At 67.8% G+C, this 22,231-nt stretch carries 18 protein-coding genes, 1 tRNA gene and 1 other RNA gene; 13 read left to right on the plus strand and 7 right to left on the minus strand.

Annotation, left to right across the window (positions count from 1 at the left end):
- Positions 1-283: 283 nt before the first annotated feature.
- Entirely contained in the window at positions 284-1,645 is a 1,362-nt protein-coding gene (locus M2428_RS21475; RefSeq protein WP_277528002.1) for a M23 family metallopeptidase, read from the minus strand.
- Between the two features lie 378 nt (positions 1,646-2,023).
- Here M2428_RS21475 and M2428_RS21480 point away from each other — a divergent pair, with 378 nt between their 5' ends.
- The gene (locus tag M2428_RS21480) at positions 2,024-2,935 is read left to right on the plus strand and encodes an oxygenase MpaB family protein (RefSeq protein WP_277528003.1); all 912 of its coding nucleotides are present in this window, start codon (positions 2,024-2,026) and stop codon (positions 2,933-2,935) included.
- A 288-nt stretch (positions 2,936-3,223) separates the two neighbouring features.
- Here M2428_RS21480 and M2428_RS21485 read toward each other — a convergent pair.
- Positions 3,224-3,308, minus strand: a tRNA-Ser gene (locus tag M2428_RS21485).
- 461 nt (positions 3,309-3,769) lie between these two features.
- On the opposite strand from M2428_RS21485, the gene ffs reads away from it, so the two are divergent.
- The 5 genes from ffs to M2428_RS21510 all read left to right on the plus strand — a co-directional run bounded on the left by ffs (position 3,770) and on the right by M2428_RS21510 (position 10,220).
- An RNA gene (gene ffs / locus M2428_RS21490) (signal recognition particle sRNA small type) lies at positions 3,770-3,866 on the plus strand.
- Between the two features lie 27 nt (positions 3,867-3,893).
- Entirely contained in the window at positions 3,894-7,040 is a 3,147-nt protein-coding gene (locus M2428_RS21495; protein WP_277528004.1) for a DNA polymerase III subunit gamma and tau, read from the plus strand.
- 51 nt (positions 7,041-7,091) lie between these two features.
- Complete coding sequence (gene recR / locus M2428_RS21500) at positions 7,092-7,691, plus strand: recombination mediator RecR (protein ID WP_223983752.1); 600 nt, start codon at positions 7,092-7,094, stop codon at positions 7,689-7,691.
- Between the two features lie 7 nt (positions 7,692-7,698).
- Positions 7,699-8,277: a GNAT family N-acetyltransferase gene (locus tag M2428_RS21505; RefSeq protein WP_277528005.1), complete on the plus strand. Its 579-nt coding sequence runs from the start codon at positions 7,699-7,701 to the stop codon at positions 8,275-8,277.
- A gap of 584 nt (positions 8,278-8,861) precedes the next feature.
- Entirely contained in the window at positions 8,862-10,220 is a 1,359-nt protein-coding gene (locus tag M2428_RS21510) for an aspartate kinase (protein ID WP_277528006.1), read from the plus strand.
- Between the two features lie 178 nt (positions 10,221-10,398).
- On the opposite strand, the gene M2428_RS21515 is transcribed toward M2428_RS21510, so the two are convergent.
- Positions 10,399-10,593 carry a hypothetical protein gene (locus tag M2428_RS21515; RefSeq protein ID WP_277528007.1) on the minus strand — a complete coding sequence of 65 codons (195 nt, stop codon included), beginning with the start codon at positions 10,591-10,593 and terminating at the stop codon, positions 10,399-10,401.
- Positions 10,594-10,735: 142 nt separating this feature from the next.
- On the minus strand, positions 10,736-10,960 hold the full coding sequence (locus M2428_RS21520) for a hypothetical protein (protein WP_229996176.1): 225 nt from the start codon (positions 10,958-10,960) through the stop codon (positions 10,736-10,738).
- Between the two features lie 79 nt (positions 10,961-11,039).
- Between M2428_RS21520 and M2428_RS21525 the strand changes: the two genes are divergently transcribed.
- Genes M2428_RS21525 through M2428_RS21540 form a run of 4 tightly spaced genes read left to right on the plus strand, consistent with a single transcriptional unit; the run spans position 11,040 to position 13,586 of the window.
- Entirely contained in the window at positions 11,040-11,576 is a 537-nt protein-coding gene (locus M2428_RS21525) for a MarR family transcriptional regulator (protein WP_277528008.1), read from the plus strand.
- A 27-nt stretch (positions 11,577-11,603) separates the two neighbouring features.
- Positions 11,604-12,221, plus strand: a complete 618-nt coding sequence (locus M2428_RS21530) for a serine protease inhibitor (RefSeq protein WP_277528009.1) — start codon at positions 11,604-11,606, stop codon at positions 12,219-12,221.
- 4 nt (positions 12,222-12,225) lie between these two features.
- On the plus strand, positions 12,226-13,197 hold the full coding sequence (locus M2428_RS21535) for a 3-methyladenine DNA glycosylase (RefSeq protein WP_277528010.1): 972 nt from the start codon (positions 12,226-12,228) through the stop codon (positions 13,195-13,197).
- Positions 13,194-13,586 (plus strand): serine protease inhibitor, encoded by a 393-nt coding sequence (locus M2428_RS21540; protein WP_277528011.1) that lies wholly within the window; start codon positions 13,194-13,196, stop codon positions 13,584-13,586. The genes M2428_RS21535 and M2428_RS21540 overlap by 4 nt, the downstream gene beginning before the upstream one ends.
- 119 nt (positions 13,587-13,705) lie before the next feature.
- On the opposite strand, the gene M2428_RS21545 is transcribed toward M2428_RS21540, so the two are convergent.
- Both M2428_RS21545 and M2428_RS21550 read right to left on the minus strand, forming a co-directional pair.
- The gene (locus tag M2428_RS21545; RefSeq protein WP_277528034.1) at positions 13,706-16,876 is read right to left on the minus strand and encodes a S8 family serine peptidase; all 3,171 of its coding nucleotides are present in this window, start codon (positions 16,874-16,876) and stop codon (positions 13,706-13,708) included.
- A gap of 384 nt (positions 16,877-17,260) precedes the next feature.
- Positions 17,261-17,446: a hypothetical protein gene (locus M2428_RS21550; RefSeq protein ID WP_277528012.1), complete on the minus strand. Its 186-nt coding sequence runs from the start codon at positions 17,444-17,446 to the stop codon at positions 17,261-17,263.
- A gap of 276 nt (positions 17,447-17,722) precedes the next feature.
- On the opposite strand from M2428_RS21550, the gene purS reads away from it, so the two are divergent.
- From purS to purL, 3 genes are read left to right on the plus strand one after another with little or no spacing between them, the layout of a single operon-like run.
- Positions 17,723-17,974, plus strand: a complete 252-nt coding sequence (gene purS, locus M2428_RS21555; protein WP_018776110.1) for a phosphoribosylformylglycinamidine synthase subunit PurS — start codon at positions 17,723-17,725, stop codon at positions 17,972-17,974.
- Between the two features lies 1 nt (position 17,975).
- Positions 17,976-18,734: a phosphoribosylformylglycinamidine synthase subunit PurQ gene (gene purQ / locus M2428_RS21560; RefSeq protein WP_277528013.1), complete on the plus strand. Its 759-nt coding sequence runs from the start codon at positions 17,976-17,978 to the stop codon at positions 18,732-18,734.
- The gene (gene purL, locus M2428_RS21565; RefSeq protein ID WP_277528014.1) at positions 18,731-21,064 is read left to right on the plus strand and encodes a phosphoribosylformylglycinamidine synthase subunit PurL; all 2,334 of its coding nucleotides are present in this window, start codon (positions 18,731-18,733) and stop codon (positions 21,062-21,064) included. Before purQ ends, purL begins: the two co-directional genes overlap by 4 nt.
- A gap of 85 nt (positions 21,065-21,149) precedes the next feature.
- Here purL and M2428_RS21570 read toward each other — a convergent pair whose 3' ends face one another.
- Entirely contained in the window at positions 21,150-22,091 is a 942-nt protein-coding gene (locus M2428_RS21570; RefSeq protein ID WP_277528015.1) for a hypothetical protein, read from the minus strand.
- Positions 22,092-22,231: the final 140 nt, after the last annotated feature.

A 22,231-nucleotide genomic window follows, 5' to 3' on the forward strand; every position in this document is an offset into this window, starting at 1 on the left:
GCCCACCCTCAACCTCGAAACCCCAGCCAGCCGGCTGAACCAGCTGCTGCACGCAGCCTAATCCCCGGCGTTGCTCCCACCAGTTGACTTTGGGCAGAGCTGTCATGGGGCGAGTCCTCGCGATGTCGGTGGTCCGGAGCAGGGGTTGGTAGCTGGTCCCCCCATTATTCGGCACCGAGGCGTGCGGGTATGGGTGCGCATCCCTGACGCGGCCCTGGTGGACGCCGTCGCGGACGACGGGTGCGCACGCCCGTGCACGGACAGGCTTCTCAGCGGCTAGCGGCTAGCGGCTCGGCGTTGCCGTGGGCGTCGGTGAGGCCTTCGTTGTCACTGCTGTTGTGGCCGACTGCGTCGCCGCCGTTGGCTTCGGCTTATCGGCCGGCGCGGTGACAGGGGCCGGCTGCACAGTGATCGGGGCCGGCGCAAGGGGTCGACTGGGCGGCGCCGCGGGCGCTGTACTGCCCGCAGCCTCGGTCGCGGTCGCGGAGGCCGACGCCGGCGCGGAGGGCGTCGGTGTTACCGACGGCACGACCGGCACCGGTGCTGACGGCTTGGCGGGGGTTGTTCCTGTCGGGGTTGGTGTGGGCGTCGGCGTCGCGGAGGCAGTGCCGGTCGGCGTCGGCGTCGCGGAGGCAGTTGCCGACGGCGTCGGCGTCGGGGTCGCGGGAGCGGTTCCGGTCGGCGTCGGCGTCGCGGGGGCAGTGCCGGTCGGCGTCGGCGTCGCAGGAGCAGTTCCGGACGGCGTCGGGGTCGGCTTCGCGGAGACAGTGCCTGTCGGTGTCGGGGTCGGTGTGGCGGAAGGCGTTGCCGACGGTTTGTCGGCGGCGGCTTCGGTAGCTGCAGGTGAGGCACTCGCTGACGGCTTGGCGGCCACCGCGGCAGGTTGTTCCTGTACGCCGCCGGCCACCACGTGGGTCAGGTCTTCCCGGACAGGAATCGCCCAGCCAATTCCTGTGTTGGTTGGTTTGCCGGCGTCGGGTGCGTAACTGGTCATGTCGATCGGGCCGAGCTGGTCCACCTGCGTGATGGGGAGCAACGTCCAGTCCCGCGGATTAGTGTGGGAGCCGTTGAGGATCGTTTCGAAATGAAGGTGGCAGCCGGTGGACGATCCGGTGGTCCCCACCCGGGCAATGACCTCCCCCACCCGCACGGAGTCGCCCTTCTTGACTGCGATCGCCTCCAGGTGGTTGTACGTGGTGATGAGACCGTTGCCGTGGTCGATTTCTACCCGGTTGCCGCCGCCCCACGGATGCCACCCCACGGCCCTCACCACACCGGCGTCGGCGGAGTAGACCCGGGTGCCGCAGGGAGCCGCGAAGTCCTGGCCCCAGTGGAACTCGCCCGCGTGTCCTGTCAGGGGACTGGTGCGCAGCCCGAAGGGGGACGAAGGTACGAGCGATTCCAGCGGGGCCATGAGGAAACCGGCCGCGGGCCGGCTCAGGGTCGCCTTGGCCACGTTGAGCTCACCCCGCACTCCTTGCCGGGTGACCGTGTCCACGGTGCTCCGGCTGAAGGCCAGGAGCGCCTGGGCGTCGGCGGTGACAGTGCCGGGAGTCCCCGAGGCAGCGGTCGCCCCGGAGTGGGCCAGCGGGTCCAGGGCTTCAGGTCCGACGGCGCCGGCGGGCGGCATGGCGGCGGTCGGCACGGCGGCTGGCGCCCCGTAAGGCGCATGCGCGCTCAGCCCCTGAAAGCCACCGAATGCCAGAACGGCCAGGGACAGGCAAAGTCCTCCGGACACGCAGCGCACGGCAATGGTCCGTGACCTTGCTGACTGCTCACTCGATGAGTTTCCCCAGTGTTTTCCCACGATGTGACTCCCGCAATCTGTCCGCAAGACCCCAATCTTCACGAACTCACCTCCCCATGTGACCACACACGGCCGGGTCTGTGAACCGTCCGCGTACTCCTTTTGCCCTACGAATCGGAGATCCACGGATATCCCCAGTAGCTGGCCGGTGGCGGCCCAGTAGTCCACCGCGGAGTTACAGGTGCCGGGCATCGCTGAGCCGGGTAAGAATAAAGGATGCGCAATGTCCTCAGGGAATGGCAGGCCGAGCTCAAACAAACGTTCACCGGATCTCGCGATTCCGTGCCCGAGTGGGTGCCGCGCCTTGCCGAGGGGGACGACGCCGGCTACCACTTACCGGGCTCGGCAGTCTGGGCCGTGCATGGGGACATGCCAACCATCGTGGCGGGAATCCGGGCACTGCTGATGCAGGCGCTCCACCCCGGCGCGTTGGCCGGAGTCCACGATCACTCCCGTTTCCGCGAAGACCCCTTGGGCCGGTTGGCGGGCACCATCCGCTGGATCTTCACCGTTTCCTATGGCTCCACAGATACGGCCAAGGCGGCGTCGGACTGGGTGCTGCGGCTTCACCGGACGGTCCGGGGAGAATTCGTGGACGGCCACGGCATCCGGCGCAGCTACGCGGCCAACGATCCCGAACTGCTCCGCTGGGTTCACATTGCCTTCACCGACGCCTTCCTCTCCGCCCATAAGCTGTGGGGACGGCCGATTCCTGGCGGACCTGATGCCTATGTCCGTGAGTGGGCCCAGGCCGGCAGGCTGATGGGTGTGGAGGCCCCACCGTTGAGCGAAGCGGAAATGCGGCAGCAGCTGGACCGCTGGTACGACGACGGCGAGCTCCGCTGCGATGAACGGGTCACCGAGACAGTGGCATTCATTCGCGACCCGCCCCTCCACCCCGCACTCAGGCCTGGCTACCGGGTGCTGTTCGCGGCCGCCGTGACAAGCCTCGAACCCAGGTACCGCGAGCTGCTGGGCCTGCGGACCGCTCGGCTGGGCCCGATTCCGCTGCCGGTATCCCTGGCCACACGGGTCACGCTCGGGGTGGTGCATCTTGCGCTGGGCCGGATGGGTCCGAGCGAGCAGGCTGCCCGGGCCCGCCTGCGCCGGCTGGGGTACGAAGCCTGAGCCTGGGCCGCTGGGCTGGGGCTGGGGCCGGAGCCGGCGGGCGGGGGCGGCAGATCGGAGCCGGCGGGCGCTGGCGGCGGACCGGAGCCGGCGGGCGCTGGCGGCGGACCGGAGCCGGCGGGCGCTGACGGGTACCGATCGAAGGACAGGGCAAGCCGAGGTGCCGGCCGAAGAAGCCTTGGCGGTGCCACGGGCCGGGCCGCGGACGCACATTGGGCCATGAACCTCACGAGGATGCAAAGGCAGGGAGACGCAAAAAGGCCCCGGTCCGAGGACCGGGGCCAACCGCGGAGAATGGGGGATTTGAACCCCCGAGGGCGTTAACCCAACACGCGTTCCAGGCGTGCGCCATAGGCCGCTAGGCGAATTCTCCAGTTGCTTCTGAATCAAAAGCAGATACTAGAATACCTGAACTTTCCAGCTTCGCCCAATTGGGCCCTCCCCGCCCCGGCATGGGGCTTTCCCGGGGGACATGCCCCGGCCTGCAAGCGAAGGCTGGACATAGTCCCACATAGCCCAGTCCTGACCGCGAAAAATGGGCATGCCCCACGCTGCCCCGCCCCACCACGGGACATGCCCCGCAGCCGGCACGAAGGCTGGACATAATGCCCCAGCACGGCCCACCTCTCCGGCTCCGCCGTCCCCGCCCGCGAATAAAAGGGCATGCCGCACGCTGCCCACCCCCCACACGGGACATGCCCCGCAGCCGGCACGAAGGCTGGACATAGTCCCACATAGCCCAGTCCTGACCGCGAAAAATGGGCATGTCCCGCCGAGGATGAGGGGCCAAACCCGGCCAATTCGAGGCACACCCAATCGTCAGGTAATATTGCTGACGGCCCCTCATGTGGCGTCATCCTGTTGAACTCCCCCAGGACCGGAAGGTAGCAAGGGTAAGCGGGCTCTGGCGGGTGCATGAGGGGTCTTTTATGTCTGTGCCGATTGGTAGGGTTTATCTGTGACTGTTACTACCGCTCTCTACCGTCGATACCGCCCCGATTCGTTCGCGGACGTTATCGGGCAGGAGCATGTCACCGAGCCGCTGATGACGGCTCTGCGCAAGAACCGCGTCAATCACGCCTACCTCTTTTCCGGCCCCCGCGGCTGCGGCAAGACCACCTCGGCCCGCATCCTGGCCCGCTGCCTGAACTGCGCCGAAGGCCCCACGGACACCCCCTGCGGCAAGTGCCCCAGTTGCGTCGAACTCGCCCGCGGCGGCTCCGGCTCCCTCGATGTCATCGAGATCGACGCCGCCAGCCACGGCGGTGTGGACGACGCCCGCGATCTCCGCGAACGGGCCACTTACGCCCCGGTCCGGGACCGCTACAAAATCTTCATCATCGACGAAGCCCACATGGTCACGTCGGCCGGATTCAACGCCCTGCTCAAGATCGTCGAAGAACCGCCGGAACACATCAAGTTCATCTTCGCCACCACGGAGCCGGACAAGGTCATCGGCACCATCCGCTCCCGCACACACCACTACCCCTTCCGCTTGGTGCCGCCGGAGCCGCTCATGGCATATCTGGAGCTGCTCTGCACCCAGGAGAACGTCCCCGTGGCACCCGGCGTGCTCTCGCTCGTCATCCGGGCGGGCGGGGGTTCGGTGCGCGACTCCCTCTCGGTGCTGGACCAGCTCATGGCCGGTGCTGGACCCAACGGTCTGGACTACGAACTCGCGGTCGCCCTGCTCGGCTACACGCACGCTTCCCTGCTCGATGATGTCGTCGAGGCCGTCGCCGCGTCGGATTCGGCCACGGTGTTCCGCGCTGTGGACCGGGTCATCCAGACCGGGCACGATCCGCGGCGCTTCGTCGAAGACCTTCTGGAACGTTTCCGCGACCTCATCATCGTCCAGGCAATGCCAGAAAGCGCCCAGTCCATCCTCCGCGGCATGCCGGCGGACCAGATCGCCCGCCTGCAGAACCAGGCGCACAATCTCGGAGCGGCCGAACTCTCCCGCGCCGCGGACGTCACCAACACCGCGCTCACGGACATGACCGGGGCCACGTCGCCGCGCCTGCATCTGGAACTGTTGTGCGCCCGCATCCTGCTGCCCAGCTCCGAGCAGACCGAGCGCGGCATCGCGGCCCGGATCGATCGCGTCGAGCGGCGGTTGAATTACTCCGGGAACGACGTCGGAGCTCCCCTCGCCGGCGTTCCCGCACCTGCCGCCGTTTCGCCTTCGCGCCCTGAGCAGACGGTTTCTCCCCAGGCGCCTGCTGCCCACGTGCCCGCTGCACAGATGCCCGCTGCGCCGGCTCCCGCAACCGCCACTGCCGCAGCCACCCCGCCGCCGGCCGAGCAGCCGCCGGCCACAGCCCCCGTACCCGCTCCCGCCCGCCGCGACGAGCCTGCGCGGGAACCGCTGACGGCACCGCGGGTCAGCACCAGCGACTGGCCGGTAGACGAACCCGCGGCGGCCGGCCGGCCCGCGCCGGTTCCCTCCGCCGCGCTTCCGTCCGTCCTGCCACCGGCAGAGACTGCCCCGGCTGCGGCCCCGTCAGTCGAACCCGCACGGGAAGCCGCGCCCCAGACTGCCGCGACCGCCCCTGCACCGTCCGTCCCTGCGCGCCCGGAGCCCACCGAGGCCGGCCGGGCGCCTGCCGCTGTTCCCAGCCCGGCTCCCGGTCCTGCCACCGGCCCTGGAGCCGACGTGGAGGTTTTGCGCCGCGCGTGGCCCGAAGTCCTGCAAACGCTCACCAAGATCAAACGCAGCACCTGGGCACTGGTGGAACCCAATGCCCAGGTCGGCCATTTCGAGGACCACGTCCTGACCCTGGCGTTCACCACCACGGGGCTGGCGGGGGCCTTCGGCCGGGCCGACCACGCCGACAACCTCCGGCAGGCGATCCACAAGACGATCGGCATCGATTGCCAGATCCGAGCCGTGGCCGGCGGCAGCAACAGCCCAGCGAGCTCTGAGCCAAACCCAAAAGCGCCGGCTAGCCCGGAGGCTCCGGCAGCGACGGCAACCTCGGCAACGTCGGCCGACGTCGCCTGGGGCCTGAGCCCGGCTCCCCAGCCGCCCGCAGCTCCGGCCAACGAACTAGCTGAGGGCATCGCCGCGGGGGCACCGGTCCCGGCGCACGTCCCCGCCGCCGCACCGCCGGTGACGCCAACCGTGTCGGCCTCCACAGGGGCCGCGCCGGTTCCCAAGGCCGGGGCGTCCGCCGCCGCCGAGCCAGCGGCAGAACCCCAGGCACCTGCACCTGCACCCGAGCCCGAACCCGCGACTCAGGTTCGCACGGGCGAGCCGACCGAGCCTGCCGTCGACGCGGGCGGGCCCTCGGAGGCTTCCGGTTCCTATGCCGACCCTGATGAAGACTGGGGGCCGCCCCGGGACGAGGACGCCCCGCCGCTGGACGAAGAACCGCCCCTAGACTGGGACCCTTCACCCGCCGCTACGCCCCGCAGTCCCGAGCCCGCGGCTGCGGCTGCGGCTCCAGCCCGCAAATCCCCGACTTCGCGGACATCCAAGGCCGCCGGTTCCCCCGCCGGGACACCGGACGCAGGCCAGGACCCGTCGGCCGACGCGTGGGCCCGGGCCGTCGAGCAGTCACCCGGGGTCTGGACGGTCGGCACCGATTCGAACCTCGGTCGGTACACGGCTCCGGATGCCGAGCCCGCGGCCCCCGAGCCCGAGCCGGCACCGGTGCACTATGAACCGGCGGCGGCACAGATCCCGGAGTACGCGGGCGTCGTGTCCTCGTCGTCCGGGCTGGCCGCCGACCACCCTGCCCGTGCCGAAGCGGCTCCGATGCCGGCCGTCGCGGAGTCCGTTGCGCCGCGTGTGGCTGCCGCTGCCGCCGCGGCCGTCGCGGAGGCCGTTGCGGTGACCGCCGCTCCCGAGGCTGCGGCCCCGACGGGCCGGCAAAGCCTATACCAGCGGCTATCGAACAGTCCCGAAGCCGAGGCTGGGCGGGCGAAAGCCCCCACCCGCGCTGCCGCCACCACCGTGTACGTGCAGGACATCCCGAGCGCCGACGACGAAACGATCGAGGAATCGGGCGTCTTCGGCCGCGCCGCCGTCGAGCGTATTCTGGGCGGGAAACTGGTCGAGGAGCGCTCCCTGGATGGAAGCCCATTGCCGCCCCGCTTCTAGCAGACCCCCTGCCGGCTGGCCCCGGCACAACCCCAAACGAACGAGGACATTGTGTACGAAGGCGCAGTTCAAGAGCTGATCGACGAGCTCGGACGCCTTCCCGGGGTGGGGCCCAAGTCAGCCCAGCGGCTGGCCTTCCACATCCTCGAGGCGGATCCCCAGGACATGAAACGGCTCGTCGATGCCATCACCTCCGTGAAGGAACGGGTCAAGTTCTGCACGGTGTGCGGGAACGTGACGGAGCAGGAACTGTGCAACATCTGCCGCGACCCGCGCCGGGATCCCTCGGTGATCTGCGTCGTCGAGGAATCCAAGGACGTCCTGGCGGTGGAGCGCACGCGGTCGTTCCGCGGCAGGTACCACGTGCTGGGCGGCGCGATTAATCCCATTGCCGGCATCGGTCCGGAACAGCTCCGGATCCGTGAGCTGCTGACCCGGCTCAACGACGGCGCCATCCAGGAAATCATCATCGCCACCGACCCCAACCTGGAGGGCGAGGCCACCGCGACGTATCTTGCCCGGATGCTCAAGTCGATTGGCATCGCCGTCACCCGGCTCGCTTCCGGCCTGCCCGTAGGCGGGGATCTGGAATACGCCGACGAAGTCACGCTCGGCAGGGCCTTCGAGGGCCGCCGCAACGCGCTGAGCTGACGGACCCGTGGCAGCCACCGGCAGCGACACCCCTGCCCCGCTCCTCACCGAGCGTTTGCTGTTGCGTCCGTTGACAGCGGACGACGCCGGCGCCCTGCTCCGGTTCCGCGCCCATCCGGCGGCGACGCGGTACCTATCCCACGGTCCGCTCACCCGGGCGCAGAACCGCGCCCGGCTGGAGCAGGCGCTGACCGCCGCAGCAGCCTCCACTACCGAGTGGTTTCACTTCGGCTGGGCGATCGAGCTCCGGGCCACCGGTGAAGTCGTTGGGGACGGCCGGACCTGGAACACGGAGGAGCCCCCGGCGCCCGGCCGGATTCCGGCAGAGGCAGCCAGCCTGGGCTACGTTCTGCACCCGGATCACCACAGGCTCGGCCTCGGCCGGGAGGCCGCCGGCGCCTTGGTCGACTGGCTTTTCAGCGCCCGCGGCAGCGAGACCATTTTTGCAGGGGTCTACGAGCCCAATCTCCCCTCGCGCAGGCTGCTGGAGGGCCTGGGCTTCCGGAAGGACCGCTTCTTCCCCGTAGCCGAGGACACGGCGGGAAAGCAGCTGCCGTCCTGGCGCTACCGGCTGGACCGCGGCTAGCGGTACTGCCTGGGACTGTTGGCCCCAGTGGCAGTGCCGCGGCCCGGCGTCCTGGTTCCTCAGCCGCTCCCGCACCTGGCCCACCGGACATGTCCCGCTCCCGCGCCCAGGAATGGACACAATGCCCTCATGCCCACTCCTGCCCGCCAAGAATGAGCATGTCCCGCGGACCGAGAGAGCATGTCCATTCATAGCCGGCAGCGTCGAGCACGTTCCGCGAAGGCCTTGGCTGCCCGCACTCCCGCGCGCACGCTCCCCCTCCTCCACGAATGGACATGTCCCGCGGCCGCTTCAGAGCCCACCGGACATGCCCCGCGCCCGCGCCTAGGAATGGACACAATGCCCTAATGCCCACTCCTGCCCGCCAAGAATGAGCATGTCCCGCGGAACGAGAGAGCAGGCCCGGTCCCAGCCGGCAGCGTCGAGCATGTTCCGCGAAGGCCTTAGCTGGTCCGGCGTGTCTGCCATTCGGTCACAATTCAACGGCGCGGGCGGCACGGCGATAAACTGGGGTGAGAAGTTACGCCGTCGCGCCGTTTGGTTGCCTGGCTCAGAAACCCCGATGCTCCAGTGAGGGTGCGCGAATGAGTTTGCCCACTACCGAAATCCAGCCCGGATCGCAGCCGCAGACGCTGCCCGTCTCGGCCGCAGCCACGAAGCACCTTGTCGTGAAGAAATTTGGCGGTTCCTCGGTGGCGGACGCGGCGGGCATCAAGCGCGTCGCCCGGAGGGTCGTGGACGCCCAGAACGCCGGCGACGAGGTGGTGGTGGTGGTCTCCGCCATGGGCGACACCACCGATGAGCTCCTTGACCTCGCCGGGCAGGTGACCGATTCCGCCCCCGCCCGCGAAATGGACATGCTCCTCTCCGCCGGGGAGCGCATCTCCATGGCGCTGCTGGCCATGGCCATCAATAAATTCGGCGCTTCGGCCCAGTCCTTCACCGGATCCCAGGCCGGCATGATCACCGACGGCATCCACGGCAAGGCTCGGATCATCGACGTTGATCCCCACCGCATCCGCACCGCCCTGGACAAGGGGCACATCGCGATTGTGGCCGGATTCCAGGGCATGAGCCACACAACGAACGAGATCACGACGCTCGGCCGCGGCGGTTCGGACACGACGGCGGTGGCCCTTGCCGCGGCGCTCGACGCCGATGTGTGCGAGATCTTCACGGACGTCGACGGCGTCTACACGGCCGACCCGCGCGTCGTCCCGTCCGCCAAGAAGATCGACCGCATCTCCAGCGAGGAAATGCTGGAACTCGCCGCATCCGGCGCTAAAATCCTGCACCTGCGTTGCGTCGAATATGCCCGCCGGTTCGGTGTACCGTTGCACGTCCGATCCTCATTCAGCCAGAACGAAGGCACCTGGGTCCTGCCAGGCGCCGACGACAAGATCACGACTCAAGAGGGAGTTGCCTTGGAGCAGCCAATCATCTCCGGTGTTGCACACGATCGTTCCGAAGCCAAAGTCACGGTGGTCGGCGTACCGGATATCCCCGGCAAGGCTGCGGCGATCTTCCAGGTCATCGCGGACGCCCACTCGAACATCGACATGATCGTCCAGAACGTCTCCACCCACGGCACGGGCCGGACCGACATCTCATTCACGCTCCCGATCGTCGAGGGCGCCGAAGCCCTGGCCGCACTGCACGCCGCGCAGGAACGGATCGGCTTCGAGAGCATCGAATACAACGAGAAGATCGGCAAGCTCTCGCTGATCGGCGCCGGCATGCGCTCGCACCCGGGAGTGTCCGCGCGCTTCTTCGCGGCCCTTTCCGAGGCCGGAATCAACATCAACATGATCTCCACCTCGGAGATCCGCATCTCCGTGGTCACCCACGCGGACCTTCTCGACGACGCTGTCCGCGCCATCCACAGGGCGTTTGACCTCGACAGCGAGGACGAGGCCACGGTCTACGGCGGCACGGGCCGCTAGCCGCACCAAGCGCCCGGGCGGGAACCCGGACGCATAGGGATGGGGAAGGGAGCGGCGCCTGCCGCTCCCTTCCCCATCTCCGCCGGCCTGCGGCCGCGTTCCCCGTCTTCGGCCGCATCCACACGTTTCTGGCACCCAAGTTCCGCCGGCAACGGAGGGATGGGCGCAACAGGCCTAGTCAGACCTCTTCTTTCCCGAGATCCGTTTTCCGGACAGCGTAGTGGTGCCCCTGGTCATCCGTCTCGACCTCGAAGCCCGACAGGTCGTCTTCCGAGGCGTGCTCGAAGTCGTCGTGCTTGTGCACTACAGGCGCCGCCGTATCGCCCCGATTTGCGGGCCCGAACAGGAACCTCAGCTTGTCGGTCTTTTCCATAAAAGCTCTGACAGCACGTGTCACTAGTCCCACCCCCTTTCCTCGTCCCGATGGTTCAGGATGCTGCACTGCGGTGTGTCAGTGCCCTCATTTTACGCCCGACGGCGGGAAATGGCCCGGGTGGGGTGCCGCTAAATGGGACCTAGCGCAGGGACTTGTCGTCAGGGTTTCGGGGCACCACATAGGTGCTGCCATCGGGCCGGTGCAAGGTCTCCCACTGTTCAGTTTCAGCCTGCCGCATCGCCAGAAGCCGCCTGTTCTGGTCGGTCATCTCGTGGCCGAGTGAACTGCGGTTGGCCGGGCCGAACACGGCCCGGAACTTCCCGGTGGCCCGCATGAACCTCTCGACGGCGTTTTCCTTGGCCATGGCTATCCTTTCCTGGGAACAAGACAATGCTCCCAGTGTACGCTAATCATTAGTGCACTAATCATTTGAAGGAGTCGGTGTGACCGAAGGAATGCCATCAGTCCAGGACGGCCCCGTCGCCCAGGGCAGGCACGACGCGCAGCACCTGCAGGACACAAGGGCAGCGCAGGACGACCTCCTGCTGGAACAACAGCTCTGCTTCGCCCTGACGGTGGCCTCCCGAAGCGTGGTGGGCGCCTACAAACCCGTCCTGGACAAGCTCGGCCTGACACACCCGCAGTACCTCGTCATGTTGTGCCTTTGGGAAGCGAGCCCACGGTCGGTCCGCGACATCAGCGACGCGCTGGCCCAGGAGCCGGCAACCATCTCGCCGCTGCTGCGCCGCCTCGAGACCGCCGGTTTCATCACCCGCCAGCGGATGGAAGGCAACGAGCGCACCCTTGATGTCCGGCTGACGCCGCGCGGAGCCGCCCTTCGAGAGCAAGCCACCGAAGTCCCGGGCATCATGATGGCCCGGCTGAAGTTGACGCGTGAACAGGTCGGCCAGCTGCACGCGTCCATGATGGACCTGATCGCCGCCACACGGCCAGGCCCGGACGACGCGCCCCGGCGGTAGACTGGGCAAAACAGAGGAGGACTGCTGATGCGCACGCAATCGGGCCGCCCGGCACTTGCCCTGGCGGCCGTCCTGATGGCCGCCGCCGCACTGGCCGCCTGCACGCCGAACGGCGGGCCCACCCCTTCCCCCTCCCCCAGCACGACGACGGGCACACCCGCCAGCCCGTCGCCCACAGCCCCGTCCGGCTCCCCTTCGCCGGACACAGAGACGACGTCTCCGGCACCGTCACCCTCCGCTGCCCCGCTGCCGTCCGGCCCGGGACAGGGCAACGCCGAGCTCGCCATCATGATCAAGCCGTCCGAAGCCGGCACCGCGTCCAACTTCACGCTCGTCTGCCAAAACGGGGTTCCTGCGGCCGAAAGCCAGCATCCCAACGCCGCCGCAGCGTGCATCGCCATCAAGAACAACCCGGCCATCCTCAGCCCCGTTCCGGCCGGCAAGGACCGGATCTGCACCCAGCAGGCGACTGTGCAGCAGGCCACCGGGCAGCCGGCAATTTACGGCGGCCCACAGGTGGCAACCGTCACCGGCGTCGTGGACGGACACCAGGTTCAGGCGACCTACAGCCAAAAGGACGGCTGTGAAATCGCCGCCTGGAACGCCGCCAAGGACGTTCTGGGCTCATCCGGCGGGGCGAGCTAGGCCCTTGCACCTCCAGCAGGAAGAGTGGCTGCCACGCCAGGCCGCCCACGTCCAACGCGTCCGCCGCTATGCGGATCCCTACCTCGAGCGCCGGTCCGCCGGCCGGAAACACCCGGTGGAGGACTTCCTCTTCACCTACTACACGCAAAAACCCGGCCAGCTGCTGCGCTGGCACCCGGGCGCCGGCGTCGTGCTCTCCGGCCCCGAGGCTGCGGCGCGGACCGGGTGGAAGTATTACCGCGCGGCCGACCACGCCGAACTTGCGGCCGCCGGGCTGCCGGCAGAGTCGCCGGCGGTGACTGTCGACGTCGCTGCCTTCCTCAGGGACCGACGGGAGGCACTGCAGTTCGCCGGAATCATCCTCGCCGGGACCGCCGCGCGGCCGGCCCAGTTCGGCTGCTTCGGGCTGCACGAGTGGGCCATGGTCTACCGGCAGGACAAATTCGACCTCCGGCACGAGTACCTGCAGTTGCGGCTGGGGTCCGGGCGCACCGACGAGGTGGTGGAGGAGAACCGGATCCGGTGTTCGCACTTCGACGCCTTCCGCTTCTATACGCCGGACGCTGTTCCGCTGAACAGCATGGTTCCCAGCAGGGAGAACCAGCGGGCCATGGAGCAGCCGGGCTGCCTGCACGCCAACATGGACCTCTACAAGTGGGCCTACAAGCTTTCGCCGCTGCTCCCCAGCGAGCTGGTCATGGACTGCTTCGAACTGTCGTGGCGGATCCGGGCCATGGACATGCGGGCGTCGCCCTATGACCTCGCCCACTGGGGGTACCCGGCCATCCGGATCGAGACACCGGAGGGCAAGGCCGAGTACGTCGACTATCAGCGGGCGTTCGCGGCCGAATCGCAGCAACTCCGCGAACGGCTCCTGCATGAGCTGACGCCGCTGCTCAACGCCGCGGCCGTGACCGCCCCCACTACCGGAGGCCGGAACCCGGAGCCGGACAACAGCCCGAAGGGACCGTTATGACAGACACAGCCAGCCCCCAAAACGCCCGGCACAACCCTCACGACGTCGATCTGACCATCCGCCTCACCGAGGCCCCCGGCGCCCCGGAATACACCTTCAGGCTGGAAGCCGGCGACGGCGCCCCATCCGCCGCATCCACCCTGCCCGATCCGGCCGCCGCCCTCGAAGCGGTCCGGCGCCACGGCGAGGCCATCTTCTTCCCCAAGCCGGGTCCGCCACGGCTGTGCACGCAGCAGTACGGCGGCCCGCAGACCGCCATCGTGACCGGCTGGTACCTCGGACGCGAGGTCAATAGCCGCTTCAGTCGGACCGACGGCTGCGAGATCGCCCGCTGGCGCGCCATGGCGCCGCTGCTCGGCGGAGTAGCCGGGTCCACGGGCGCCATCTGACGTCAGCGGGCAAGGGCCGCCGGCCCCGGCGGCGTAGCCGGCGGATTAAACGGCAACGGCCGGCGGTGTGAGCCGCCGGCCGCTGCCGTTTCTTGGTGTTTCTGCCTAAAAGGCGTCCACTAGATGGCGTTGTTCGGAGTAAAGGACTGATCGCTGTTCTGGATCTTGCCCTGCTCCTCCTTCACCTTCTTGCCCTTGTCCTTCTTCTCCTTGTCACCGGTGTCGCCATCGGAATTGTCACCCGGACCGTCGTTGGAGTCCTGGTCCTCCGAGGTCGGCGGTACCACCACGGTCCCGGCCGGGGTCACGAGGACCGAGACGAACGTGGGATCGCTGGCACCGGCGAAGGTGACCCGGCCGATGTAAGAGCCGGTCTCCAGCCCTGCCCAGCTCAGCGTGACCTTGCCGGCCTTGCCGTTGGCGAGCCGCAGCGGGTTCGGGTTCAGCGAGGCCTTGCCCACCACCTTGCCCAGCACGGCGGAGTCGACCGAAGCCTTGGTGGGCTTGTTGTTCGGGCTCGCGTACAGGTTGGCGTAGATCGTGTACTTGCCGGGGGTCGGGTTGGGGATGGACACCGATTCGCTCGCCGACGACGTCGCGACCGTCAGCGGGCCTTCCGGGGTCATGACGTACATGTCGAAGTCAGCGTTCGGGTCCGCGGAAATGACCGAGAACTTCGCCAGCGGGGCCCCTGCCTCGACCTGGACGCTCTTGACCACGTTCGAGGCATCCTGGCCTCCCGTGAACGGGCCCGGGACGAGCTCGACGGCCGTGGAGTCGGCCTTCGAGAGACCGTCGAGGGTCATGTTGATCGGCGAGTTGGTGCCGGAGACCACCTTGATGGCGCCGGAACCGCTGCCGCCCTGGGAGGTGAAGGCGACATCGGACAAGGCCACAGCCGACTGCGGACGGACCGCGATCGGCGACGCCACGTTCTTATTGGCGCCCTGCCAGGTCAGCGAACCGGTCGCGAACTTGCCCAGGGGTGCGCCCTGGTTCTCAAAAGAGACCTTGAACGAGCGCTTTTCGCCCGCGGCGCTGAAGTTCAGAACAGCCGGGGTCACGCTGACTTTGATGCCGGGAACACTGAACTTGGCCTTGTAGATCCCCGGAGTCAGGGCGGTCAGTGTACGGGTGACCTCGATCTTCCCGGCCAGGTTGCCCAGGGCGAAGGACGGAAGGTTCATGTCCCGCGGCTTGATGATGCCGATCCCCGGGATCCTGACGTCGAAACCCGTGCCCCGGGCGAACGCCAGGTAGTCCTCCGTGGTGGCGTCGTAGACCAGGCCCGGATCCAGCACGCGGGCCGGGTCCACCTGGCCCGCACCGGTGGCAAAGACATCGGTGTTCTTGGAACCGTCAGCGTTCTTGACATCGCTCGTGGTGGTCATCATCGCGGACTTGACCGTCGCCGGGGACCACAAGGGCTTCTTGGCCAGGATCAGCGCGCCAAAGCCGGCCACGTGCGGGGACGCCATGGAGGTGCCGGAGAGGAAACCGAAGTTGTCTCCGCCGGTGCCGATCGGCGAAACGCCGGCCAGCACGGCCACACCGGGGGCCGCGACGTCGGGCTTCAGGAGGTCGGAACCGGCAGCGAGCAGCGGGCCGCGGGAGGAGAACCCGGCGATCTGCGGCTGCGCCTCGAGGGGCAGGCCGGTGGTGTCCTTGCTGACCAGGGAAACCGTGATGGCCGGGTTGGCGGCCACCTTGGCCTTGATGGCCTCGGTGGCGGGCGGGTTGACGTGGACGGTGGGGACCGAGTGCTTGTCCGTGTCCAGCGAGGAGTTGGTCAGGTTGACGAGGATCATGCCGACGCCGCCGCCGCGCTTGACCTCGGCGCTCTTGGCGACGCGGTCCACGACGCCGCGGTCACAGACCACGACCTTGCCGGCGATCTTCGCCGGATCCAGCGAGCCGTCCCCGCACAAGGCCGGGCTGGTGCTCCCGGCGGCTGCTGCGTTGGCCGCCAGCACTACGCCGGCGTTGGAGACCTGGCTGTTCATGATGCTTGCGCCGCGGTATTTGCTGCCGTCGGAGAACTCGACCGTGCCCTGCAGCTCCTGCGAGAAGCTGGAGGCGGCGACCGTGGTCAGCCAGGGTGCGCCGTGGTTGACCGTGCTGGCGGTCGGGCCGGAGTTGCCGGCGGAGACGGCGACGAAGATGCCGGCCGACGCGGCGGAAAGGAACGCCATGGAGACCGGGTCGGTGGTGGTGTCCGTGGCGCCGGAGATGGAGTAGTTCAGTACGTCCACGCCGTCCATGATGGCCTGGTTGATGGCGTCGATGGAGGCTGACGAGTAGCAGCCGCCGGAGTTGGGATCGTTGTCTTCCCAGCAAACTTTGTAGATGGACAGCTTCGCGGCCGGCGCGATGCCGCTGGTCTGACCAAAGCTCCGGCCGTCAACCGTGGCTTCGACGTCGGCGTTTCCGGCAGCCGTGCTGGCGGTGTGGGTTCCGTGGCTGGCAGCGTCGACGGGGGACAGCCGTTCGCCCGGGGCCCAGTCTTCCGGCGGCACAGTCTCCGCGAAGACGTCGCCGAAGTAGCGGGCGCTCAGAACCTTGGAGTTGCAGGCGGTGCCGTCGAAGTCGGTACCGGTCTGGCACTCACCCGTGAAGAGTTCGCCGTCGGCTTTAAGCATCTGGATCTTGCCGTCCGCGTTGCGGTACGGCACGCCAACAGCGGGATCTCCGGTGAGCGGCTTGACCGCCTGGCCGGCGAAGTAGGCGCTAGACGGGGTGTACCCCGTGTCGATAACACCGACCACGACGCCCTTGCCGGCAGCGTCTTTGCCGCCGAACTTGGTGTTCCACGTGCCATTGGGCCCGCTGAGCTTGAGGAAGTCGGTGGTGGAGTAGTCCGGTGCGTTCTGCGTGTCCGGCGCGACCAGCAGAACCGAGGGGTTCTTGGCCAGCTTCACGGCCTGGTCCGCCGTCAGCTTGGCGCTGAAGCCGTTGAGAGCCGCCGTGAACTGGCGCTGCATCTTGACGCCCTGCTGGCCGGCCACCTGGGCCTGCTTCTGTTCCAGGTGCGCCTTGTACTGCTTGACTTCAGCCCTGTTGGCATCCAGCTTCTTGCCGGCCGCAGGCTTGGTGGCCGCCAAACCTGCCGTCCCGCCGTCGTACGTTGCGGACGGCTTTTCCGCCAGGACCACAATGTAGCGGCCGTCCTTGTAGTTGTTCGGATCAACATTCTTCTGTGCGACGCCGGCTACGGCCGGGCCTTGCGCCGGGGCCGCGTTGGCGGGGGCGATCGCGATGCTGGACAGAAGAACCGGCAGGCCCAGGGTCAGTGCCGCGGCCCTCCGTAGTCCCCCGCTTCGAAGGAAGCTCTTTCCTGGTGATGTCACGAGTGTTCGAACCTTTCGTAAAGGAACGGCCCGGTTCAATGCCGGGCCCAACGGACTGGCGGGAACTCACTGGGCGGTCGCCCGGCCTGCCCCGACGGATACCAGCCGATTCATACAGTACAGACTGAGAGCGAGATATGACATAGACCACAAGGAGGTTTTTAATATTTGTCACGCAGTACGACATGATGCGATGGCGACGCCGCTGAACTGCGTCAATTGGAGCCGCCGACCCGCCCCGGGCGCGCACCCCGCCACAGCGCGGGAGGACGCGGCCCCAAACCGCCCCCGGGCCCAACCACTGGCCAGCTGGCGGCTACCGCCGGCCTACTTTCGCGGAGTCCGGACGACGTCGCTGATCCATGCACGGGTCTTCTCATCCAAGGGACCGGCCACCTTGCTCGCCCTCGCCGCACGGTCAGCCTTGATCTTCTGCAGCACCATCCGGCCCAGCCCGGCGAACACTGCGATAGCCACAACAGACAACACCACGGATTTCGGTTTCTCAGCCATGCGCACATCCTACTTACCCGCGGCGGCCCGGACCATAGGCCACAGCCGCCCCGCCCGCGCCATTTCTCCAGTTCAAGGGCCTGCCCGTGCGGCCGGGTTCACACTCCCAGCCCGAATACGGCCGGACGCACCAGGGCCGGTAGAATGGGCATGCAAGCTCGCGGAGCGCCCTTTCACGCTGTATTCACCAAGCAGTCCTCAACACACAGCGGATCGGCGTGAGACGGCACCACTCCGCTGCGCCCTTACCCAACGCTCACGCACAGGAGTTGCCGGATGCCCCGGATCGTTGTCGACGTCATGCCCAAGCCCGAGATTCTGGACCCGCAGGGGAAGGCCATCGTCGGTGCTCTGCCGCGGCTGGGCTTCACCGCTTTCAGCTCTGTCCGCCAGGGCAAGCGCTTTGAACTCACGGTCGACGGCGAGGTGACCGAGGAGATTCTGGCCCAGGCCCGCGACGCCGCCGAGACCCTGCTGTCCAACCCGGTGATCGAGGACGTCGTCAACGTCGAGGTCGTTGAGGCCTGAGATGACTGAACTCCCCCTGATCGGCGAGGCTGTTGCCGTCGCCGCGCACCCCAGGCTCGCCGGTGCGAAGATCGGCGTCGTCACCTTCCCCGGCACCCTGGACGACCGCGACGCCGCCCGTGCGGTCCGGCTGGCCGGTGCCACCCCGGTGGAGCTCTGGCACGCCGGCACCACCTTGGGCGACGTTGACGCCGTCGTGATTCCCGGCGGTTTCTCCTACGGCGATTACCTCCGCGCCGGCGCCATCGCCCGCTTCGCGCCGCTGATGTCCAAGATCATCGACGCCGCCAATTCCGATGCCAAGCTGCCCGTGCTGGGCATCTGCAACGGCTTCCAGATCCTGACCGAGTCGCACCTGCTGCCCGGTTCCATGATCAAGAACGACCACCTGAAGTTCATGTGCCGCGACCAGGTCCTGCGCGTGGAGAACAACACGACGGCCTGGACCGGGGACTACGCCGCCGGCCAGGAAATCACTGTGCCGCTGAAGAACCAGGACGGCCAGTACATCGCCGACGAGAAGACGCTGGATGCGCTCGAGGCGGAAGGCCGCGTCGTGTTCCGCTATGTCGGCTTCAACCCGAACGGCTCCCGCCGCGATATCGCCGGCATCTCCAACGCCGCAGGCAACGTCGTGGGCCTCATGCCGCACCCCGAGCATGCTGTGGAGGCCGGCTTCGGCCCCGAACTCGGCTCCGGCACCGAGGGCCTCGGGTTCTTCACCTCTGTCCTGAACAAAATCGTGGGAGACAACAAATGACGGAGACACCCGCAGTGGCGGCGCCCGCGGAGACCACCCGGAAGTTCAACATCGACACGGTCGAGCACGCGGCCAAAACGCCGGACACCGAGCTCCCCTGGGCCGAACTGGGCCTGAAGCAGAACGAGTTCGACGAGGTAGTGAAGGTCCTGGGCCGCCGCCCCACCGGCGCGGAACTCGCCATGTACTCGGTGATGTGGAGCGAACACTGCTCCTACAAGTCCTCGAAGAACCATCTGCGCCAGTTCGGCGACAAGGTGACCGAGGAAATGAAGAAGGACATGCTCGTTGGCATCGGCGAAAACGCCGGTGTCACCAACCTGGGCGACGGCTGGGCCGTGACGTTCAAGATCGAGTCCCACAACTCGCCGTCGTTCGTGGAGCCCTACCAGGGCGCCGCCACCGGCATCGGCGGGATTGTCCGCGACATCATCTCCATGGGCGCCCGCCCGGTAGCGGTGATGGATCCGCTGCGCTTCGGCGCCATTGACCACCCGGACACCGCCCGCGTCATGCACGGCGCCGTGGCCGGGATCGGCGGCTACGGCAACTCGCTGGGCCTGCCCAACATCGGCGGCGAAATGGTCTTCGACTCCGTGTACCAGGGCAACCCGCTGGTCAACGCACTCGCCGTCGGCGTGATGCGCCACGAGGACATCCGCCTCGCCAACGCCTCCGGCAAGGGCAACAAGGTGGTGCTGTTCGGTGCCCGCACCGGCGGCGACGGCATCGGCGGCGCCTCCGTGCTGGCCTCGGAGTCCTTCGATGACACCAAGCCGTCCAAGCGCCCCGCGGTCCAGGTGGGCGACCCGTTCGCCGAGAAGGTCCTGATCGAGTGCTGCCTGGAGCTGTTCAAGGGTTCCCTGGTTGAGGGCATCCAGGATCTGGGCGCCGCAGGCATTTCCTGCGCCACGTCCGAGCTCGCGTCCAACGGCGACGGTGGCATGGAGGTCGAGCTGACCTCTGTCCTGTTGCGCGACCCCACCCTGACCCCGGGCGAAATCCTGATGTCCGAGTCGCAGGAACGCATGATGGCCGTGGTCACCCCCGAGAACATCGCCGCGTTTGAAGCGGTCATGGACAAGTGGGCGGTGGAGTATTCCTGGCTGGGCGAGGTGACCGACACCGGCCGCCTCATCATCACGTGGGAAGGCGACGTGATTGTCGACGTCGACCCGCGCACCGTGGCCCACGACGGTCCGGTCTACGACCGCCCGTACGCCCGCCCCGAATGGCAGGACGCCGTCCAGGCCGACTCCTTCACCGGGTCTGTGCAGGACACCGGCCGCCCCTCCGCCCCCGCGGACCTGGCCGCCGCGATCACCGAACTCGTCGCCTCGCCGAACATGTGCGACAAGTCCTGGATCACCAAGCAGTACGACCGCTACGTCGGCGGCAACACCGCTATGGCGTTCCCGGACGACGCCGGCGTGGTCCGGGTGGACGAGGAAACCGGCCTGGGCGTGGCCCTGGCCACCGATGCCAACGGCCGCTACACCTACCTCGACCCGTACCACGGCGCGCAGCTGGCGCTGGCCGAGGCCTACCGCAACGTCGCCACCTCCGGCGCCGTGCCGATGGCCGTCAGCGACTGCCTGAACTTCGGCTCCCCCGAGGATCCCGACGTCATGTGGCAGCTGGCCGAAGCCATCCGCGGCCTGTCCGACGCCTGCATGGTGCTGGGCATCCCGGTCACCGGCGGCAACGTCTCGCTGTACAACCAGACCGGGACCACCCCCATCCACCCCTCCCCCGTGGTGGCTGTGCTGGGCAAGTTCGACGACGTTGCCCGCCGCACGCCGTCGGGCTGGAAGGAAGACGGCCAGGCCATCTACCTGCTGGGCACGACGGCGGCAGAGCTGGACGGTTCGGAATGGTCCAACATGCGCGGGCACCTCGGCGGCCTGCCGCCCAAGGTTGACCTCGAAGCCGAGCGCGAGCTGGGGCAGATCCTGATCAACGCCTCCCGCGACGGCATGGTGGATTCCGCCCACGACCTCTCCGAAGGCGGCCTCGCCGCGGCCCTCGTGGAGTCGTCCCTGCGCTACGGCGTGGGCGCCCGGATCGCGCTGCAGGACGTCCTGGACCGCGACGGTGTGGACCTGTTCACGGCGCTGTTCTCCGAAACCCAAGGCCGCGCCGTCGTCGCTGTGCCCCGATCGGAGGAAATCCGCTTCACGGACATGTGCACCGCCCGCGGCTTCGCGCACGTCCGGATCGGTGTGGTGGACGCCGAGGGCGGCACGCTGGAGATCAACGGGGTCGAGACCATGAACCTCGACGCACTCCGCGAAGCCCACGAGGCGACCCTGCCGAAGTACTTCGGCTAAGCCCCACCACCGCAACCAGTTCCATCGGTTGCTCCGCAACTGCCGTTTTGAACCCTCAAAACGGCAGTTGCGGAGCAATCGTTCGTTAACGGCGGGGCCGCCAGCCCGCCTGCAGGAGTGCGGCGCGGACCTTGGCCACCGCGGCCTTGGCATCACCGTTCATGTGCCGCTTGGAGATTCGAACCTCGGTCCAGCCGAGGGCCGTGTATTTCTCCGAACGGGCGATGTCCCGAACGATCTGCCCCTCGTCACCGTGGAGTTCGCCCTCGTACTCGATACCGATTCTGTATTCCCGATAGGACAAGTCTGGTTTGTGATGCCGCGTTCCTGCCCCGTCGATGATCGGCACGTTCAGCTCTGGTTCCGGGAGACCGGCCCGGACTATAGCTAGCCGCAGCAAGGACTCCTGCGGCGAATCCGAGCCCACGCGGATGAGGGCGATGGCTTCCTTGGCCTTGCGCAGTCCGCGCTTTCCCTTGTGCCGGCCGATCATCCGCTGCAGGTCCTGGAGACCGCAGAGCGGCAGGTCTCGACCCTCACCCTCAAGCCTGGGCACCCGGACGCAGCTGTCGCCGGCCACAACGAGTTCGTCTACGGTCAGCATTTCGGCCAGGTCCAGCCAGGTCCGCTCCGGGGTGGTGATGGGAATCCCGTCCAGCAGCGTGATCTCGTCGTCGTAGAGCTTCATCCGGTGAACGATGACATGTGGCCGCTTGAGATGGGCCGCGCCCTCGGGCCTGATCACGTGGTACATCGGCGGTGCCTCCTTTTGTTGCCGCGCCGGAAGCGAACCAAGCTCCGCCGCGGTGAGGTGCGACGCGGCGCATCGCTCGTTGACCTCAATGAAAGGCCGCACGCGCACGCTCAAGGGAAGCCCCGGCGTCGCGCTTTGCACGCGAATTCCCCTGCCCAGCGCCACGAGGGAGCGGTGCCGGAGCCGTTTTGGCGACACTCCGGCCTCTGCCGCTTCGGCGACGGTGAAGGGGCGTCCCCGGAAATCGTCGGGCAGCGGGCGCGCGGTTTTCATGGCCTCATCAGACCAGTTCGGCGTCGAGTCCGCAGAAGTTATCCACAACCCCCATCGATTGCTCCATAACTGCCGTTTTGAAGCCTCAAAAGGGCGCCTACGGAGCAATGGACGGGGGCTTAGGGGAGCAACCGGCGGGG

Origin of the sequence: Arthrobacter sp. ES3-54 (genome assembly GCF_029504395.1) — a bacterium.
Lineage (GTDB): Bacteria > Actinomycetota > Actinomycetes > Actinomycetales > Micrococcaceae > Arthrobacter.